At 61.0% G+C, this 15,363-nt stretch carries 15 protein-coding genes; 6 read left to right on the forward strand and 9 right to left on the reverse strand.

What is annotated here, in order from left to right:
• Positions 1 to 81 precede the first annotated feature (81 nt).
• Positions 82 to 933: an SDR family NAD(P)-dependent oxidoreductase gene (locus NBH21_RS11985; RefSeq protein ID WP_250913480.1), complete on the reverse strand. Its 852-nt coding sequence runs from the start codon at positions 931 to 933 to the stop codon at positions 82 to 84.
• A gap of 218 nt (positions 934 to 1,151) precedes the next feature.
• Between NBH21_RS11985 and NBH21_RS11990 the strand changes: the two genes are divergently transcribed.
• Positions 1,152 to 2,375 (forward strand): argininosuccinate synthase, encoded by a 1,224-nt coding sequence (locus tag NBH21_RS11990; protein WP_250913479.1) that lies wholly within the window; start codon positions 1,152 to 1,154, stop codon positions 2,373 to 2,375.
• Positions 2,376 to 2,446: 71 nt separating this feature from the next.
• On the opposite strand, the gene NBH21_RS11995 is transcribed toward NBH21_RS11990, so the two are convergent.
• On the reverse strand, positions 2,447 to 3,640 hold the full coding sequence (locus tag NBH21_RS11995) for a multidrug effflux MFS transporter (protein WP_250913478.1): 1,194 nt from the start codon (positions 3,638 to 3,640) through the stop codon (positions 2,447 to 2,449).
• Positions 3,641 to 3,904: 264 nt separating this feature from the next.
• Here NBH21_RS11995 and NBH21_RS12000 point away from each other — a divergent pair, with 264 nt between their 5' ends.
• Positions 3,905 to 5,968, forward strand: a complete 2,064-nt coding sequence (locus tag NBH21_RS12000; protein ID WP_250913477.1) for a M3 family metallopeptidase — start codon at positions 3,905 to 3,907, stop codon at positions 5,966 to 5,968.
• A gap of 32 nt (positions 5,969 to 6,000) precedes the next feature.
• Here NBH21_RS12000 and NBH21_RS12005 read toward each other — a convergent pair whose 3' ends face one another.
• Positions 6,001 to 6,471 carry a YiiD C-terminal domain-containing protein gene (locus NBH21_RS12005; protein WP_250913476.1) on the reverse strand — a complete coding sequence of 157 codons (471 nt, stop codon included), beginning with the start codon at positions 6,469 to 6,471 and terminating at the stop codon, positions 6,001 to 6,003.
• Between the two features lie 187 nt (positions 6,472 to 6,658).
• On the opposite strand from NBH21_RS12005, the gene typA reads away from it, so the two are divergent.
• Positions 6,659 to 8,479, forward strand: a complete 1,821-nt coding sequence (typA, locus tag NBH21_RS12010; protein WP_250913475.1) for a translational GTPase TypA — start codon at positions 6,659 to 6,661, stop codon at positions 8,477 to 8,479.
• Between the two features lie 201 nt (positions 8,480 to 8,680).
• Positions 8,681 to 9,187, forward strand: a complete 507-nt coding sequence (locus tag NBH21_RS12015) for a GNAT family N-acetyltransferase (protein ID WP_250913702.1) — start codon at positions 8,681 to 8,683, stop codon at positions 9,185 to 9,187.
• Positions 9,188 to 9,196: 9 nt separating this feature from the next.
• On the opposite strand, the gene NBH21_RS12020 is transcribed toward NBH21_RS12015, so the two are convergent.
• The gene (locus NBH21_RS12020; RefSeq protein WP_250913474.1) at positions 9,197 to 9,820 is read right to left on the reverse strand and encodes a hypothetical protein; all 624 of its coding nucleotides are present in this window, start codon (positions 9,818 to 9,820) and stop codon (positions 9,197 to 9,199) included.
• 194 nt (positions 9,821 to 10,014) lie between these two features.
• Between NBH21_RS12020 and ppa the strand changes: the two genes are divergently transcribed.
• Entirely contained in the window at positions 10,015 to 10,548 is a 534-nt protein-coding gene (ppa, locus tag NBH21_RS12025) for an inorganic diphosphatase (protein ID WP_250913473.1), read from the forward strand.
• A gap of 2 nt (positions 10,549 to 10,550) precedes the next feature.
• Here ppa and NBH21_RS12030 read toward each other — a convergent pair whose 3' ends face one another.
• The gene (locus NBH21_RS12030) at positions 10,551 to 10,865 is read right to left on the reverse strand and encodes a DUF167 domain-containing protein (RefSeq protein ID WP_250913472.1); all 315 of its coding nucleotides are present in this window, start codon (positions 10,863 to 10,865) and stop codon (positions 10,551 to 10,553) included.
• A complete protein-coding gene (locus tag NBH21_RS12035) occupies positions 10,862 to 11,182 on the reverse strand; it encodes a YggT family protein (RefSeq protein WP_250913471.1) in 321 nt (106 codons plus the stop codon). Before NBH21_RS12035 ends, NBH21_RS12030 begins: the two co-directional genes overlap by 4 nt.
• A gap of 111 nt (positions 11,183 to 11,293) precedes the next feature.
• Here NBH21_RS12035 and NBH21_RS12040 point away from each other — a divergent pair, with 111 nt between their 5' ends.
• Positions 11,294 to 12,541, forward strand: a complete 1,248-nt coding sequence (locus tag NBH21_RS12040) for an MFS transporter (protein ID WP_250913470.1) — start codon at positions 11,294 to 11,296, stop codon at positions 12,539 to 12,541.
• Positions 12,542 to 12,547: 6 nt separating this feature from the next.
• On the opposite strand, the gene NBH21_RS12045 is transcribed toward NBH21_RS12040, so the two are convergent.
• The 3 genes from NBH21_RS12045 to NBH21_RS12055 are packed head-to-tail and all read right to left on the reverse strand — an operon-like array spanning position 12,548 to position 15,359.
• Entirely contained in the window at positions 12,548 to 13,270 is a 723-nt protein-coding gene (locus NBH21_RS12045) for a glutamine amidotransferase (RefSeq protein ID WP_250913701.1), read from the reverse strand.
• Between the two features lies 1 nt (position 13,271).
• Positions 13,272 to 13,748 (reverse strand): tellurite resistance TerB family protein, encoded by a 477-nt coding sequence (locus NBH21_RS12050; protein WP_250913469.1) that lies wholly within the window; start codon positions 13,746 to 13,748, stop codon positions 13,272 to 13,274.
• Positions 13,749 to 13,760: 12 nt separating this feature from the next.
• The gene (locus NBH21_RS12055; protein WP_250913468.1) at positions 13,761 to 15,359 is read right to left on the reverse strand and encodes a heme biosynthesis protein HemY; all 1,599 of its coding nucleotides are present in this window, start codon (positions 15,357 to 15,359) and stop codon (positions 13,761 to 13,763) included.
• Positions 15,360 to 15,363 lie beyond the last annotated feature (4 nt).

Below are 15,363 nucleotides of genomic sequence, written 5' to 3' on the forward strand. Positions count from 1 at the left end.
GTCCGCAACAGAGAAAAGCCCGGTGTGGGCGACGCGATCGGCGTTATCCATACCGGGCCTCGGACGGCTTGCCAATCGGGCTTATTGACCGTTCAGGAAGGCCCTGAATTTCGTTCCGTAGTCCGGATGCCAGCGTGACAGCGGCGGCCGGTTCTCAATGATGTCTCCGGCGGCCCAGAGGATGCGCTTCTCATCTGTCGGGCGGTCCACGTCGTTATCGGGGCAAAGGATATAGAAATCACCGCGGTCGATGCTTTCCAGCATGAAGCCGATGGTCTCCTCCGGCGTCCATGCGCCCTCTGGTTTCGTCTTCGCTTCTCCACGCGTCAGGTTGGTGTAGACCCAGCCCGGAATCAGTAAGTGGGCCGATATCTTGCAGCCTTCAGTGTTGCGAAGCTCGTGTTGCAGCGCTTCGGTAAAGGCTTTCACGCCGGCTTTCGAGACGTTGTAGGCCGGATCGCCTGGTGGAGTGGTGATGCCCTGCTTCGAGCCAGTGTTGATGATGAGGCCCGGTTCTCCATGGGCGATCATGTTCGGACCGAAGGTGCGCGTGCCGTTTACGACGCCCATCAGGTTGACGGCAAGCACGCTATCCCAGTTGGCCTGAGGGCCGAAAAGGCTGCTGCCCGGTTGAATGCCGGCATTGTTCATGAGGACGTGAACGCGTCCGAAACGCTGGATGACGGCCCTTTCGAGGGCCTCGAGCTCATCCAGCTTGCTGACATCCGTCTCGATCGCCACGATGTCCGTATCGGGATGGGTGGACAGTTCGGCGACTTTCGCACGCGCCTCGGCCAGCGGATCGCCGCCGAGATCGACAAGCACGACCGACATGCCCTTTTTTGCGAAGGCCATGGCGGCGGCAAGGCCAATGCCGGATGCGGCGCCGGTGACGACTGCGACGTTACCCCGGGAAAATGCCTGATGCTGCATATGGTGTCTCCTCGTTATGGCAGTTGAGCATTTGATATGGTGCGCGAAGAGGCACGGTCAAACCTGAAAGTGCCCTTGTCGCCGTTGCGCGTCATCGTCGCTTCTGTCTTCCGCGGCATCGGTTCCCCTTGCACGGCGCGATAATCTCGCTAAAAGTGCCCGCAAACCAAGGGTTCGTATGCCCTTGGCTGCCCACGCTCACGAACGGACTTCTCATCATGGCATCGCATAAAGACGTGAAGAAGGTCGTGCTCGCCTATTCCGGCGGCCTCGACACCTCGATCATCCTGAAATGGCTCCAGACCGAACTCGGCGCTGAAGTCGTGACCTTTACTGCCGATCTCGGCCAGGGCGAGGAACTCGAGCCTGCACGCAAGAAGGCCGAGATGCTCGGCATCAAGGAAATCTTCATCGAGGACGTCCGCGAAGAGTTTGTCCGCGACTTCGTCTTCCCGATGTTCCGCGCCAACGCCGTCTACGAAGGCGTTTACCTGCTCGGCACGTCGATCGCCCGTCCGCTGATCTCCAAGCACCTGATCGAGATCGCCAAGAAGACAGGCGCCGACGCCATCGCCCATGGCGCGACCGGCAAGGGCAACGACCAGGTTCGCTTCGAGCTTTCGGCCTATGCGCTGAACCCGGACATCAAGATCATCGCCCCCTGGCGCGACTGGTCGTTCAAGAGCCGTACCGACCTTCTCGAATTCGCCGAGAAGAACCAGATCCCGGTTGCCAAGGACAAGAAGGGCGAGGCTCCCTTCTCCGTCGACGCCAACCTGCTGCACTCTTCTTCCGAGGGCAAGGTTCTGGAAGATCCGTCGCAGGAAGCACCCGAATACGTGCACATGCGCACCATTTCGCCGGAAGCTGCCCCGGACAAGGCCACGATCATCAAGATCGGTTTCGAAAAGGGTGATGCCGTCTCGATCAATGGCGTTCGCCTGAGCCCGGCGACCATTCTGGCCAAGCTCAACGATTACGGTCGTGACAACGGCATCGGCCGTCTCGACCTCGTCGAGAACCGCTTCGTCGGCATGAAGTCGCGCGGCGTCTACGAGACCCCCGGCGGTACGATCCTGCTGGCCGCGCATCGCGCAATCGAGTCGATCACGCTCGACCGTGGTGCCGCGCACCTCAAGGACGAGTTGATGCCGCGTTACGCCGAGCTGATCTATTACGGCTTCTGGTTCTCGCCGGAACGCCAGATGCTGCAGGCCGCCATCGACCTCAGCCAGAAGGATGTCGAAGGCGAAGTCACCCTCAAGCTCTACAAGGGCAATGTGATGGTGATCGGCCGCGAATCTTCGAAGTCGCTCTATTCCGACCAGCTGGTGACCTTCGAGGACGACCAGGGCGCCTACGACCAGAAGGATGCCGCCGGCTTCATCAAGCTCAATGCCCTGCGTCTGCGGACGCTCGCCAAGCGCAACCTGAAGGGCTGATAAAGCTTTCTTCGGAATGGAAATCCGAAGCCGTCGGGGTCTTGGCCCCGGCGGTTTTTTGTTGGGCCCGCTCAGTCGGCGCGGCGGTGGGCTGCCTGCAGGCCGAGATAGGCGAAGATCGCCATGAATTCCATGAAAGGGATGACGGTGCCGAAGGCGGTGAGGGGGTCGCCGATGGTAGCCGCTGCGATACCGCCGAGGAAGCCGGATCCCATCTGGCCGAAGCCGAGCAGGGCGGCAGCCGAGCCCGCGATTTCCGGATGCGGCTGAAGCCCGGCCGTCGTGATGTAAGGGATCACGAAGGCGATGCCGAAGGAGCAGACGGCAACCGGTCCCATGATCGACAGGAAGCTCGGCTCGATAAAATGGACCGAAAGCGCGATCATCGCCCCGCCGATGCCAACAAGAGTAAGGCCGGTGCGCAGGGAGCCACGTTCCCCCATCCGTCGGCTTAGGAATCGCAGGGTAATGGAGCCGGCGAAGTAGAAGCCCGATTGCATCAGCATGCCGAGGCCGAACTGGGCGGGCGTCAACCCGACGCGATTGATCAGCACGAAGGGAAGCATGGTCGATTGGGCATAGAGCGCCCCGACACATCCTCCCAGCACCAGCGCGCAGAACAGTACCCTGAGGTCGCTGACCAGCGTGACGTAGGAAGAGACAAGGCGGACCGGGTGGATCCTCGACCTGTCGGCGACGGTCGTTTCCGCCATCAGGAAGGCGACCATCAGGCCGCTCAGTATTCCAAAGCCGACCATCAGGTAGAAGATCGCCTGCCAGCCGGAAAGGGAGAGCGCAAGTCCCCCAAGCGTTGGCCCCGCCGCCGGGCCGATGGCGAGCATGATGCCCATCATGTTGAGAATGCGGGCGGCCTCCGGTCCGGTGAACTGGTCGCGGACGATGGCGCGGGATACCGTGACGCCGACCGAGGCGCCGATGCCCTGGATCAGGCGGCCGATCAGCAGCCATTCGACCGAAGGCGCGAAAGCGGCCGTCAGGCTTCCGGCAATATAGATGGCGAGGAAGGCAAGCGTCGCTTTTCTGCGTCCGAAGGCATCCGACATCGGGCCTGAGAGAAGCTGGGCGCAGGCGAAGCCGGCGAAATAAAGCGAGAGGCTCATCTTGATGGCACTGTCGGTCGTCCCGAAGGCTTTCACCAGTTCCGGCATGGCTGGCGTGTAGATGGCCATGGAGATAGGGCCGATGGTGGTCAGCAGCGCGCCGATCAGCGAAGTGCGGCGCTCGCTCATGCGAGCCTGTGTCATGCTATTCCGTTCGATCTGATGGTCTGGACGCCACGGGCAAACGGTCTGGCGTCAGAAAGGGATTTCGCACCTTTTACGACCGGAAGGCGTGCTTGGCGAGAGGCGAAATATATCTGTCCGGCGTCCAGCCTCATGCATGGAAGGTCGGAAATTTTGCCTCCGTGATCGTTTGCGTGCTTGCCAATCAAATGGTCGGGATACCATATCGCGTAAGGTATCCGCTTCGCGGGTATCGGATCGAGGATCGACCAAGGAAAAATCGCCATGAGCAAAACGTCGTCATTCAGCCCCGCCGTCTACGAGTGGAACGGCCCGAACGGGTTGCCGCGCTTCGAAGCGGTTTCTGACGAGGATTTTGCTCCGGCCTTTGATGTGGCCCTGGCAGGCCACGATGCGGAGATCGATGCTATCGCGACCAATCCTGAGACGCCGACCTTTGCCAACACCATCATTGCTCTGGAGATCGCGGGGGACAATCTCTCGCGTGTGTCCTCGCTGTTCTGGAACCGCGCCGGCGCTCATACTAACGACACGATTCAGGCGCTGGAGCGCGAGATCGCGCCGAAGATGTCGCGTCACTATTCGAAGATCGGCATGAATGCCGACCTGTTCCGCCGCATCGATACGCTCTGGGAGAAACGCGGCGAACTGGGCCTGACGACCGAGGAACTGCGCGTTCTCGAACGTCACTGGAAGGGTTTCGTCAAGTCGGGTGCCAAGCTCGAAAAGGCGAAGCAGGAGCGTCTCGCGGCGATCAATGAAAAGCTGGCGGGCCTTGGCGCGCGGTTCGGCCAGAATGTGCTTTCCGATGAAAAATCCTGGGTGCTGCCGCTCGACGGCGATGCTGATCTCGCTGGTATTCCCGACTTCCTGAAGGACGCGATGGCTGCCGCCGCGCAGGCTCGCGGCAAGGGCGAGGCCTATGTGGTGACGCTGTCGCGTTCCATCATCGAGCCTTTCCTCACCTTTTCCACGCGCCGGGATCTGCGCGAACAGGCCTTCAATGCCTGGGTTTCCCGCGGCATCAATGGCGGCGACACCGACAATCGCGAGATCGTCAAGGAGACGCTGGCGCTGAGGTCGGAGAAGGCCGGACTGCTGGGTTACAAGGATTTCGCCAGCTACAAGCTGGACGACACCATGGCCAAGACGCCGGAAGCGGTGAACGAACTGCTGATGAAGGTGTGGAACAAGGCGGTGGTGCAGGCGAGATCCGAGGAGGAAGAACTTGCCGGCTTGATCGCCGAGGAGGGCAAGAACCACGAGGTCATGCCGTGGGACTGGCGTCACTACGCCGAGAAGCTGCGTGCCCGCAAGTTCGATTTCTCGGAGACCGAACTCAAGCCTTATCTCCAGCTCGAAAAGATCATTGAGGCCTGCTTCGATGTTGCCGGGCGCCTGTTCGGCATCAAGGCGGGGCCGCTCAAGGATGTTGCCGGCTACCATCCGGATGTCCGGGTCTTCGAGATCCGCGACCATAACGACAAGCTCGTCGCCATGTTTCTCGGCGATTACTTCGCCCGGCCATCCAAGCGTTCCGGCGCGTGGATGAGTTCGTTCCAGTCGCAGCACAAGCTACCCTTGAAGAACGGTGCGGTCGGCGAGATTCCGATCATCTACAACGTCTGCAATTTCGCCAAACCGGAAGAGGGCAAGCCGGCGCTGCTGTCGCTCGACGATGCCCGCACGCTTTTCCACGAGTTCGGTCATGCGGCCCATGGCATGCTGTCGAACGTGACCTATCCCTCTGTCTCGGGCACCGGCGTTTCCCGCGATTTCGTCGAACTGCCGTCGCAGCTTTACGAGCACTGGCTGACGGTGCCGGAGATTCTCAAAACCTATGCCGTCCATTACGAGACCGGGCAGCCGATGCCGCAGGCCCTTCTCGACAAGGTGCTGGCAGCCCGCACCTTCAATGCCGGTTTCGCGGCGGTGGAATTCACCTCGTCGGCGCTGGTCGACATGGCGTTCCACACCCGCGGCCCGGTCGAGGATCCGATGGCGGTTCAGGCGGAAGTGCTGGCGAAGATCGGGCTTCCACGCTCGCTGGTGATGCGCCACGCGACGCCGCACTTCCAGCATGTCTTCGCCGGAGACGGCTATTCCGCCGGCTACTATTCCTACATGTGGTCAGAGGTGCTCGATGCCGATGCTTTCGCAGCCTTCGAGGAAACGGGAAACGCCTTCGATCCCGCCATGGCCGAGCGCCTGAAGGCGAACATCTACTCGGTCGGCGGCTCCATCGATCCGGAAGAAGCCTACAAGGCCTTCCGCGGCCGGCTTCCGAGCCCCGAGGCCATGCTCAAGCAGAAGGGGCTGGCTGCCTGACGGCGGCCTGATCCCCAGTGAATGCCGGATGGCTAGCGCAATCCGGCATTGGAGAAGGCGACGAATTCTCCTTCAAGGCGGCCGGCGATAACGCCGTCCGTCTGCAATACCGCGGCAACGAGTATGCGTGCGCGTCCTCGTCGGGCGAGCAGTCGCGTAAACGAAGCCCACGCGTCCTGATCGACGAGATAGGAGCGCGCGGTGAAGTCGTCGCCGATCGGGGAAAGGTAATCCATGCTGTTGTGCTGGATGACCACCCGGCTTTCCAGCCCCTCGGATTTCAGCCGCAGGTGGACGAGCGACCAGGCGGCAAGGATCGCAACGGCTGAGGCGCTGCCTCCGAAGACCGTTTCGCGGTGATTGATGTTCGGGGCAAGCGGGGCCTGAAGTGTGATGCTGTCCGGTTCCGTCGCGAGGACGCGGACATGCATCGCGGCGGAAATCGGAATGTGATCGTGAAGATAGGCCTGCAGGTCGGCGGGTGTCATCATCGGGCTTGCCACGTCGGTTTTCCTCCCTGGAATGTGTCTCGCGACACTGGATTTAGGAAGGCTGAAGGTGTCCCGAAAGCCCCTTCTGACGTTGCCGAGGCTCTTTCCCCTTTCGCAATTGCAAAAAACAGGGTATGAGCGCGCCAAAGAAACAAGGCGCCGCACCCCGTTTTGCGCCCCAGCCATCAGAGATCCGTTCATGAACCTTCGCAATATCGCGATCATTGCGCACGTTGACCATGGGAAAACGACCCTCGTCGACGAGCTTCTCAAGCAGTCCGGCTCGTTCCGCGAAAACCAGCGCGTTGCAGAACGCGTCATGGATTCGAACGACCTCGAAAAGGAACGCGGCATCACCATTCTCGCCAAGGCGACCTCGGTCGAATGGAAGGGTGTTCGCGTCAACATCGTCGATACGCCCGGTCACGCCGACTTCGGCGGCGAAGTCGAACGCATCCTGTCGATGGTGGACGGCGCGATCGTTCTGGTCGACTCCTCGGAAGGCCCGATGCCGCAGACCAAGTTCGTGGTCGGCAAGGCGCTGAAGGTCGGTCTCCGCCCGATCGTCGCGATCAACAAGATCGACCGTCCGGACGGCCGCCACGAAGAAGTCATCAACGAAGTCTTCGACCTTTTCGCCAACCTCGACGCTACCGACGAGCAGCTCGACTTCCCGATCCTCTACGGTTCCGGTCGCGATGGCTGGATGAACGTCAACCCGGAAGGTCCGAAGGACCAGGGCCTGGCGCCGCTTCTCGACCTCGTTCTGGAACATGTTCCGGCGCCGAAGGTCGAAGAAGGTCCGTTCCGCATGATCGGCACGCTTCTTGAAGCAAACCCCTTCCTCGGCCGCATCATCACCGGTCGCGTCGCTTCCGGTTCGATCAAGCCGAACCAGTCCGTCAAGGTTCTGAGCCAGGACGGCAAGACGGTTGAAACCGGCCGTATATCGAAGATCCTCGCATTCCGCGGCATCGAGCGTCAGCCGATCGAAGAAGCACAGGCTGGTGACATCGTCGCCATCGCCGGCCTTTCCAAGGGCACTGTTGCCGATACCTTCTGTGATCCTTCGGTCACCGACGCAATGCAGGCGCAGCCGATCGACCCGCCGACCGTCACCATGTCCTTCATCGTCAATGACAGCCCGCTGGCCGGCACCGAAGGCGACAAGGTAACGAGCCGTGTCATCCGCGACCGCCTGTTCAAGGAAGCCGAAGGCAATGTCGCGCTGAAGATCGAAGAAGCCGAAGGCAAGGATTCGTTCTACGTATCCGGTCGCGGCGAACTCCAGCTCGCCGTTCTGATCGAGACCATGCGCCGCGAAGGCTTCGAGCTCGCCGTTTCGCGTCCGCGCGTCGTCATGCACAAGGATGAGAACGGCACCACGATGGAGCCGATCGAAGAAGTCGTGATCGACGTCGATGAAGAACATTCCGGCGTCGTCGTGCAGAAGATGTCGGAGCGCAAGGCCGAGATGACCGAACTGCGCCCCTCCGGCGGCAACCGCGTTCGTCTGAAGTTCCTTGCTCCGACCCGCGGCCTGATCGGCTACCAGTCGGAACTGCTGACGGATACGCGCGGCACGGCAATCATGAACCGCCTGTTCCACGACTACCAGCCTTACAAGGGTGAAATCAGCGGCCGTACCAACGGCGTTCTTCTCTCCAACCAGGCTGGTGAAGCTGTTGCTTACGCCATGTTCAACCTCGAAGACCGCGGTCCGATGATCATCGAGCCGGGTGAAAAGGTCTATGCCGGCATGATCATCGGTATCCATACCCGCGACAACGACCTCGAGGTCAACGTTCTCAAGGGCAAGCAGCTGACCAACATCCGTTCGGCCGGCAAGGACGAAGCCGTCAGGCTGACCCCGCCGATCCGCATGACGCTGGACCGTGCTCTGTCGTGGATCCAGGACGACGAACTGATGGAAGTGACGCCGAAGTCGATCCGTCTTCGCAAGATCTATCTCGACGCTAACGACCGTAAGCGCTTCGACAAGGCAAAGATCCAGGCCTGATCTTCTTTCCAGGTCCGTATTTTCAAGCCCCGGCTCATTGAGCCGGGGTTTTTGTTTGTGGTTTGATTGTGGCCGGGCTTGCAGCAAAGGTTAAAAAAGCGTTAAATTTTTCCCGTAGAACCTGATGAAAAGTCTGTGGGTTCCTCGCTTTTCCGGCACCTGCCGGTGGTGATCGGAGCGCAGCGGGACGAAAGTGACGTTATGAAGACGTTGTCGATCGATGTGCGCCCTGCCGAGCGGCAGGATGCGAGGGCCATAGCGGAGGCGCACCGCGCATCCTGGCAGCACAGTTATGCAGGGCTCATTCCGTATCGCGCCCTGACGAAGATGATCGAGCGCCGCAGCGAAACCTGGTGGCGCAAGGCGACCTCCGGTCCCGCAACCGTCCTCGTTGCGGATGTCGCCGGAACCATTGCCGGCTATGCCACCGTCGGTCTCAACCGGGCTCGCGCCCTGCCGCAGGAAGGCGAGGTCTACGAGATCTACATGCGTCCGGAATATCAGGGCATCGGTCTCGGCTACACGTTGTTCGGCGAGGCGCGCCGGCTGCTGAAGTCGCTCGGCTGCAACGGCACCGTCGTCTGGTGCCTCGAGGACAGCCGTCACGCGGTCGATTTTTTCCGCTCGAATGGCGGGATTGATGCGGTCGAGGGCATGGAAGACTTCGACGACGTTCAGCTCAAGAAGCTCGGCTTCATCTGGAACTGATCTCTTTTCTTACTGCTGGGGGAATCCGTCGGGGAAGACATGCGTCGGTTCGGATGCCTTGTCGCCCCGTTTTCCGTGCCATGGCGCTTCCTGATGGCCGCAGGCGAAGTCCTTGGCTTCTTCATCCGCGATCTTCCGGGCTATTTCGTTGGCGTTCGGATTTTCCAGTGCATCGACATAGCCCACCACGCAGCCGAGCCCATCCTCTCGCTGAGCTACGCGGCTGACCACAAGCACCTGTCCGGTGCTGGCTTCCGTGGGTTCCCCTTCGGGGCCTACATTTTCGAGAAACCAGCGCAGGATCGCGGCGAAAGGCTTGCCTGAACCGTCCAGGCGCCATTCGATCTTCGCGCCGACGTGGTTAAAGGGCTCGAAGGATTCGAAGCCCTGTTCCTGCCATTTCTTGTCGAGCGGACCGTAGAATACGCTCTGGCGCAGGTCGCCCTCGGCAAAATGGACCTGATAGTCCTTATAGCCGCGGCAGAGCATGATCGCGCCCATGTCGTCGGAGGCGATTGTCTTGCATTTGTCGAGATCAAGATCGGTATAGGTGCTGTCATTGGCCAGTGCCGGGCCGGGAAGGGCGCAGAATAAGGCGACAGTCCCCAGGGTTGCAAATACTGAAAGCTTCATAGTCGATCCCCCCGATATTCCGGCCGTTATACCAGATCCGGCCGGGCTTCGTGTAGGGTCGCGACAGGAATTGCAAACAAATTAGGCCGGTAACCTTGCCGACGATTGTCGACCTCTTCGCCCAAAGCCGTGTTGCATTGCGTTATGATTCCCTTTAGGAAACCCCGGATTTCAACACTCCCATGGGGACGAAAATGCGTATCGATGCTATCGCCATTGGCAAGAATCCGCCGGAAGACGTGAACGTCATCATCGAAGTGCCGGTCGGTGGCCAGCCGATCAAGTACGAAATGGACAAGGACGCCGGCGCGCTGGTCGTCGACCGCTTCCTCTACACGCCGATGACCTATCCAGGCAATTACGGCTTCGTACCGCACACCCTGTCGGAAGATGGCGACCCGGTAGATGTGCTGGTCTGCAACACGCGTCCGTTGATTCCCGGCTGCGTCATCAACGTTCGTCCGATCGGCGTCATGATCATGGAAGACGACGGCGGCAAGGACGAAAAGATCCTCGCAGTTCCGGTTCCGAAGCTGACGCGCCGCTACGACAAGATCGAGAACTACACCGACCTGCCGGAAATCACGCTGAAGCAGATCGAGCACTTTTTCGAACACTACAAGGATCTGGAGCCCGGCAAGTGGGTGAAGATCGCAGGCTGGCAGGGTGTCGATGTCGCCAAGAAGCTGATCATCGAAGCCATCGAGCGCTACAACGCACAGAAGTGATTTCAGACAGCCGAAAGGCCGTCCAATTTTCTTTCCAAATCCTCCGGGTCGCCATCGATCCTGAGGATTTTTTGTCTGGCGGTCTCTCCCGAGACAAGGGAAACGGAGGATTTCGGAACTCTGGCCGCCTTGGCGACGAGAGCAATCAGCGCCTTGTTGGCCTTACCCTTTTCTGGAACGCTGGTGACGCGGGCGCGAAGGTAGGCCTCACCTTCCGCGTTTTCCTCCACCCCCTCCAAAGCATCGCGCCCTGCATTCGGGGTCAGCCGAATTGCGAGGCGCAGATGATCCTCGAAACGCTTGTAGGGTCGCTTCACAGAAAGAGCGGAAGGACGCTGTTCCACATCAGTGAACGGATGAAGAAGATCAGGAGCAGGACGACGATCGGCGAAATGTCGATGCCGCCGAGGTCCGGCAGGATCTTACGGATCGGTCGCAGGACCGGCTCCGTCACGTTGTAGAAGAAGGTGCCCAGCGAGTTGACGAAGCTGTTGCTCGAGTTGATTACGTTGAATGCGTAAAGCCAGGAAAAGATGGCACTGGCAATCAGTATCCAGGTGTAAAGGTTCAATGCCAGATCGATCGTCTGAAACAGCGCGAGCATGCGGGTCTCCATTTCTCGGTTGACAGACATGTAGACATTGGCGACTAAGCGGGCAAGTACTGCGGACCGCCGGAAAATAAAACATGTTTAACGGGCGCGCCGGTTTCTCCGCGCAGCGTGCCCAGAGTGGAAAGTCCCGTCATGCATGCCTCCAATTCCGGGGATCGTTTCGCAGCCTTCCGGCATGTGTCCTATACACGCTTCTTCTTCGCCCGGTTTCTCGGTGCTTTCGCGACCCAGATCCTGAGCGTCTCCGTCGGCTGGCAGATGTATGACGAGACGAAGAGCGCCTTCTACCTCGGCATGATCGGGCTCGTGCAGTTCCTGCCGGCGCTGCTTCTGATCCTTGTCACCGGCTCCGTCGTCGACCGTTATAACCGGCGTGCCATCGTTGCCATCTGCATGATCGTCAGCGCTCTTTGCGCCGGGGCGATGCTGGTCATCACCGCGTTCGATGCGTTCGAGCCGATCCTCGTCTTCATTATCCTGACTATCTTCGGCATCGAGCGTGCCTTCAATTCTCCGGCGGTGCAATCGCTGGCGCCAAATCTTGTTCCGGCCGAAGATCTTTCCAATGCCGTGGCTTGGAATTCCTCCTCGTGGCAGACCGCTTCCATTATCGGCCCCGTGGCGGGCGGTCTGCTCTATGGTTTCAGCCCGGTGGTGGCCTACACGTTCTCGTTCGGTTTCTTCCTCGGTGCGGCCCTGTTGGTTTTCATGGTCAGGAAGCCCGCGCAGCGAACGTCGTCGAAGGCCGTTACCTGGAACACGATCCTTGCGGGCTTCCGCTTCATCTTCGGCGAGAAGGTGGTGCTGGGGGCGATCTCGCTCGACCTGTTCGCCGTCCTGCTCGGCGGCGCGATCGCCCTGATGCCGGTTTTCGCCAGCGACGTGCTGACCCTTGGCCCCTGGGGCCTGGGTCTTCTGCGTTCGGCGCCAGGTGTCGGAGCGATTATCGTTGCGGTGATCCTTGCAAGCTTCCCGATCCGGCATAATGCCGGTGTCTTCATGTTCATCGGCGTTGCCCTGTTCGGAGTGGCGACGGTGATGTTCGGCCTCTCGCAGACGGCATGGATTTCCATCCTTGCGCTGATGCTGATGGGGGCGGCCGACATGGCGTCGGTCTATGTGCGCGAGACGCTGATCGCGCTCTGGACACCGGATGAGGTGCGCGGCCGCGTGAATGCCGTCAACATGGTGTTCATCGGGGCATCGAACGAACTCGGTGAATTCCGCGCCGGCACGATGGCGCATCTGGTGGGGCCGGTCCCGGCTGTCGTGATCGGGGGCCTCGGCACACTGGCCGTTGCGATCCTGTGGTCCATCGGCTTCCCGCAGTTGCGTCGCATCGACAGCCTCGACGCGCCGAATTCGCAGGATCGCAAATAGACGGCTTCAGGCAGGGCAGCGGTTCTTCTCGAAGACGAGATCGAGGAATTCGGATAGCCATGCCTTGAGCGGCGCATCGAAGATCATGCGCCCCTCGAGATGGTCGCGGCCCTGCTGGGCGTTGGGCATGACGAAACGGCTTGCGCCATGCACCACCCAGCGCTGCATCATCGCCCGGGTCAGTTCGGCATGGAACTGGATGCCCCAGGCGTTCTCGCCATAGCGGATCGCCTGATTGCGGTAGATATCGCCTTCCGCAAGCCGCTGACAGCCATGAGGAAGATCGAAGCCTTCGCGATGGAAGTGATAGACCATCTTCGGCCAGTGCATCAGCAGGCGGCCGTGTTCGGTCGGGCGGATGGGATACCAGCCGATTTCCACGCGGCCGTGAGGTTCGGTTTCCACCTTGCCGCCAAGATGATGCACCAGCATCTGGGCGCCGAGGCAGATGCCGAGATACGGCTTGTTTTCCTTCAGTGGAATATCGAGCCAGTTGATTTCAGTTTTGACGAAGTCGTCCGGATCGTTGGCGCTCATCGGGCCACCGAAAACCACCGCGCCGGAATGCTCGGCCAGAGTTTTTGGCAAGGCCTCGCCAAGGACAGGCCGGCGAATGTCCAACGGGTAACCCTTTTCAAGCAGGAGTTGGCCGACGCGGCCGGCACTGGAACGCTCCTGATGCAGGACGATGAGTACCGGAGCCTTAATTTTTTGGCGTCGGTCGGGCATGTCAAGCATCGCTGTCTGTCTCCAGTCCGGCGCGGGTGACGGCATCGCGGCGCTCGTTGACGCGGTCGCGGCCGGACACACCGAGCAGGTCGGCGATGCGCCAGATCACATGATCTTCCATTTCGCTCCTGTCGCCGTCCGCATAGACAATGTCCCAGAGAATGCCGACCAGCTGCTGGCGCTCGGCTTCGTTCAGGTGCCTCTTCAGGTCGGAGGTGAACCGGTAGTAGTCCACCGCCTCGCTCTCGGCCTTCTGGCCGGCATCAAGAAGTTCCTCAAGCTGCCCGCCTTCGAGGCCGTACTGTTCCCTGAGCAATTGCCGCAGCTTGTCCCGTTCGGCCTTGTGGACGAGACCATCGGCCTCCATCACCTGAAAGCACAGGGCGGCGACCGCGATCCTCGGATCGTCAGGAGCAAAGGCCTTCCTTTCCCCGCCTTGGGTCAGGGTCTGGAAGAAGGATTGCAGGCGTTCCAGCATGAGTTCTCCCTGTCAGAAAAGCCGGAGGCGGGTCTTGCTGTCGTCCGTTGCCCCCGCAGGATCGCGCACGCCGGGGTCATCGGGCGGTCGGCCGAAGAAAGGTTCGGGAACCGCTGCCGGAGCAGTCTCTTCCATCTTCGGCGTCACCTTTGCGGGCTTGCTGGAGGGTGCCGGCGGAGCGGCAGGCGTTGTGGTTTCGATAATCGGTTGTGCCTCGTGGCTTTCGGGCGCGGCTGGTGGCTGCGGCTTCGTCTGCAGGGGCGGCAGCGCGCTCAGCGCCTGCTCGCCGCGATTGACAGTGCCGTCCTCAATTGCACCCTCGATCTGGTCGAAAGGCACTTTCCATTCGAAGGCATCCAGCTTGCCAGTGATCGGGGAAAGCGGCAGCCACTTTTCTGAGACGTAGCCATCGGCCACCCAGGCCGGGTCACGACCGGCCTTCAGCGCCTCGCCCATCCAGTAGCGGATGCGGCCCTGGTCGTTTGTTTGAGCTTCCTCGATATCGGCAAAGAGCAGATAGACGCGCTCGCTCGCTTCGATGCGGGCGGCGGCTTCCGCCTTGCTGCGTGCCCTGGCGAAGTCCTGGGCATCGAGGGCGGCCTCGGCGACGATCAGCAGGGACTCGATGTTGTTGGGACGCAGATGCTCCAGACGCTCTGCCTTCTTCAGCCTATCGACGGCGCTGTCGCCGCTACGCGCCCGGAGATAGGTGCGGGCGATCTCCGGGTGGGGCGAGAGCTTCCAGACCTGTTCCAGCACGCTCGTGGCTTTCCGCAGGTTGTCTTCCCGTAGATAGCCCTTCGCCGCGACGATCGCTGCCGGCACCAGATCCTTGGCAAGCTTCAAAGCCTGAACGGCATTGTCGCGGGCAACCGACGGATCGCTTTCCAGCCGGTCCTCGGCCTTGGCGGTCAGCAGCACGGCCTTCAGGCGGTCCGCTTCGGCGCGTTTCAAGACATGGGCGACACGCTGCTGGTCGAGCAGCCGGATCGCATCGTCCCAGTGACCTGCGCGACAGCGGTGTTCCAGCGTCGATTTCGCCGCCCAGGGAAGGTAGGGGGCGCTTTCGGCGGCGGCTTCCGCATATTGGCGGGCGGCCTCATGGGCGCCGAGACGGGTCGCCTCGACATGAAGCCCCCGCAGGCCGAGTTCGCGGGTTTCCGGGTCCTCCGACATCTGCTGGAACAGGCGGCGGGCCTCGTCGAACCGGCCCTCGATGACGGCGGCCTGTGCATCGAGGACGAGGATCAGCGGCTCCTGATCGGCGCGCAGCAGGCCACGAGCGCGGGCGCTCATCTTGCGGGCGAGCGCGGCATTTCCGGCACCGGCAGCGATCAGGCCGGTGGAGAGCGCCTGATAGCCCCGATCCCGGGTGCGGGAACGGAAGTAACGGCGCACGGAATGCGGTGAGGTCCACACTGTCCGGGCAAGCCACCAGATGAACATGACGAGGGCCACGATCGACACCAGAATGGCGGCGGCGACCATCAGGCTCATTTCGATCAACTGGCCCTGCCAGACGATCGAAAGCGAGCCGGGACGTTCGGCAAGCCATGCGAAGCCGATACCGAGAAGAAGGACGAGGACGACGTAAGACAGGATTCTGAGCATGGGT

The sequence above is a fragment of the Ciceribacter sichuanensis genome, from assembly GCF_024055605.1.
In the GTDB taxonomy this organism is placed as follows: domain Bacteria; phylum Pseudomonadota; class Alphaproteobacteria; order Rhizobiales; family Rhizobiaceae; genus Allorhizobium; species Allorhizobium sichuanense.

Bases quoted from the DNA above. Each gene is read 5' to 3' on its own strand.
- NBH21_RS12045 (WP_250913701.1), bottom strand. From the start codon at position 13,270: ATGCCCGACCGACGCCAAAAAATTAAGGCTCCGGTACTCATCGTCCTG.
- NBH21_RS12015 (WP_250913702.1), top strand. From the start codon at position 8,681: ATGAAGACGTTGTCGATCGATGTGCGCCCTGCCGAGCGGCAGGATGCG.
- NBH21_RS12035 (WP_250913471.1), bottom strand. From the start codon at position 11,182: ATGTCTGTCAACCGAGAAATGGAGACCCGCATGCTCGCGCTGTTTCAG.
- NBH21_RS11990 (WP_250913479.1), top strand. From the start codon at position 1,152: ATGGCATCGCATAAAGACGTGAAGAAGGTCGTGCTCGCCTATTCCGGC.
- NBH21_RS11985 (WP_250913480.1), bottom strand. From the start codon at position 933: ATGCAGCATCAGGCATTTTCCCGGGGTAACGTCGCAGTCGTCACCGGC.
- typA (WP_250913475.1), top strand. From the start codon at position 6,659: ATGAACCTTCGCAATATCGCGATCATTGCGCACGTTGACCATGGGAAA.
- NBH21_RS12050 (WP_250913469.1), bottom strand. From the start codon at position 13,748: ATGCTGGAACGCCTGCAATCCTTCTTCCAGACCCTGACCCAAGGCGGG.
- NBH21_RS12000 (WP_250913477.1), top strand. From the start codon at position 3,905: ATGAGCAAAACGTCGTCATTCAGCCCCGCCGTCTACGAGTGGAACGGC.
- NBH21_RS12020 (WP_250913474.1), bottom strand. From the start codon at position 9,820: ATGAAGCTTTCAGTATTTGCAACCCTGGGGACTGTCGCCTTATTCTGC.
- NBH21_RS12055 (WP_250913468.1), bottom strand. From the start codon at position 15,359: ATGCTCAGAATCCTGTCTTACGTCGTCCTCGTCCTTCTTCTCGGTATC.
- NBH21_RS12040 (WP_250913470.1), top strand. From the start codon at position 11,294: ATGCATGCCTCCAATTCCGGGGATCGTTTCGCAGCCTTCCGGCATGTG.
- NBH21_RS11995 (WP_250913478.1), bottom strand. From the start codon at position 3,640: ATGACACAGGCTCGCATGAGCGAGCGCCGCACTTCGCTGATCGGCGCG.
- ppa (WP_250913473.1), top strand. From the start codon at position 10,015: ATGCGTATCGATGCTATCGCCATTGGCAAGAATCCGCCGGAAGACGTG.